This is a genomic window from Streptomyces sp. NPDC019937 (assembly GCF_040631655.1).
Classification (GTDB): Bacteria; Actinomycetota; Actinomycetes; order Streptomycetales; family Streptomycetaceae; genus Streptomyces.
In genome coordinates this window covers 1-2,107 of sequence record NZ_JBEYAL010000115.1, presented here as the reverse complement: position 1 = coordinate 2,107, position 2,107 = coordinate 1, and the positions used below count along the sequence as shown (strand labels likewise).

The following is a 2,107-nucleotide window of genomic DNA, read 5'->3' as shown; positions in this document are numbered from 1 at the left end:
AATGTGAGTTCGCTGCCGACCATCACCGCCCGGTGCTCGAACACCGACCTGGTGGTCGCCAACGACCACCCCACATCGACCGCACTTACACCCGAAACATGCGCAGCCAGCCGGGCCGCCTGCTCACGCAACGCCCCCGCATCCCGCCCGGACATCACCCACGGCACCGGCAGATTGCCAGCGGCAACCACATCCGGCTCCGGCTCCGGCTCCGCAGGCGCCTCCTCCACAATCACGTGCGCATTCGTGCCACTGACACCGAAGGCGGAAATGCCTGCCCGGCGAAGACGCTCAGCCTCCGGCTCCCACAGTCGCTCTTCAGTCAGCAGTTCCACCGCACCGGCCGACCAGTCCACATGCGGTGACGGCTCATCCACATGCAACGTCCGCGGGACCACACCCCGCTCCAGTGCCAGCACCATCTTCATCACACCCGCCACACCGGCCGCAGCCTGCGTATGACCGATGTTCGACTTCACCGACCCCAGCAGCACCGGACGCCCACTGGTACGTCCCTGCCCATACGTCGCCAGCAACGCCTGCGCCTCGATCGGATCACCCAACCGCGTCCCCGTCCCATGCGCCTCCACCACATCGACGTCGGCAGGAGCCAGACCGGCGTCAGCCAACGCCGCACGGATCACCCGCTGCTGCGACGGACCATTCGGAGCCGCCAACCCATTGGACGCACCATCCTGATTGACCGCACTCCCCCGCACCACCGCCAACACCCGATGACCGAGCCGCCGCGCATCCGACAACCGCTCCAGCAAGAGAAGCGAAACTCCCTCGGCGAAGCCGAAACCATCCGCTGACGCCGCAAAGGCCTTCGACCGGCCGTCCCTGGCCAGTCCACGCTGCCGGCTGAACTCGACGAAGACCTTCGGGTCCGACATGACGGCCACACCACCGACGACCGCCAGCGAGCACTCGCCACGGCGCAGCGCCTGCACCGCCAGGTGCAGGGCCACCAGCGATGACGAACACGCCGTATCCACGGTCACCGCAGGCCCCTCAAGACCGAACGTGTAGGAAATACGCCCGGAGACAACGGCCGAGGCGTTCCCTGTCAGCAGGTAGCCCTCGGCCTCCGCCGGCGGGGTGTCCACCCTGTCCGCATAACCCATATGTGCGGCGCCGACGAATACTCCGGCCCGACTTCCCTTCAGCGTATGGGGATCGACTCCTGCCCGCTCGAGAAGCTCCCAGGACGTCTCCAGCAGCAGCCGCTGCTGCGGGTCCATCGCCAACGCCTCACGCGGCGAGATCCCGAAGAAGTCCGTGTCGAACTGCGCCGCCTGATCCAGGAAACCGCCGTGACGGACGTAGCTCGTCCCACTGTTTGCCGGGTCAGGATCGTAGATTTTGTCCAGGTCCCAGCCGCGGTCGTCGGGGAACTCGGTAAGTACCTCGCCTCCGGCGGCCAGGAGTTCCCACAGCTGCTCCGGACTCTCGATCCCGCCCGGGAAGCGGCAGGCCATCGACGTGATCGCGATGGGCTCGTCCTCCAGCTCCCAGATGCGGTGCCGGGCCTTGCGCAGGTCCACGGTCGCGCGCTTGAGATACTCGACGATCTTTTCGTCGTTCGTCACAACGTTCCCCCGTCAAGGTCGCGGTAGCAGTTGGACAGGTTTCAGGAATTGCCGAGTTCGTTGTCGAGCACCTCGAAGAGTTCATCGATGGTGGCGTCCTCGACATCCTGATATTCGCCTGCGTCTGGGCCTGCTTCCCTGCCTCTCGAACTGCCCCCGCTTCCGGAGCGGGGCAGGAGAATGTGCAATCGCTTGGTGATTTCCGAGCGAGCTTCTTCGTCCGATTCCAGCAGAGCCAGACCGGCCTCCAACTGGTCGATCGCCGACCGCATGAGCGTCAGCGGATCGTCACTTCCCACGAGTTCGGATTGCAGGAAGCGTGCGATGGCGGTGGCGTTGGGGTGATCGAATGCCATGGTGGCCGGCAGCCGGACACCCGTGGCCGCAGCCAGCCCGTTGCGTAGCTCGACGGCGGTGAGGGAGTCGAAGCCCAGCTCCTTGAACGCCCGCTCAGCCGGGACATCCTGCGCGGAGCCGTGCCCGAGAACAGCGGCGGCCTGAGCACGGACCAACTC

Annotated in this window: 2 protein-coding genes; both read right to left on the bottom strand. The window is 66.1% G+C overall.

Annotation, left to right across the window (positions count from 1 at the left end):
• A partial coding sequence (locus tag ABZ562_RS41090; RefSeq protein ID WP_361490569.1) for a beta-ketoacyl synthase N-terminal-like domain-containing protein occupies nucleotides 1–1,592 on the bottom strand: 1,592 nt, incomplete at its 3' end.
• A gap of 41 nt (nucleotides 1,593–1,633) precedes the next feature.
• The coding region (locus tag ABZ562_RS41085; RefSeq protein WP_361490568.1) for a phosphopantetheine-binding protein at nucleotides 1,634–2,107 on the bottom strand (474 nt) is incomplete at its 5' end.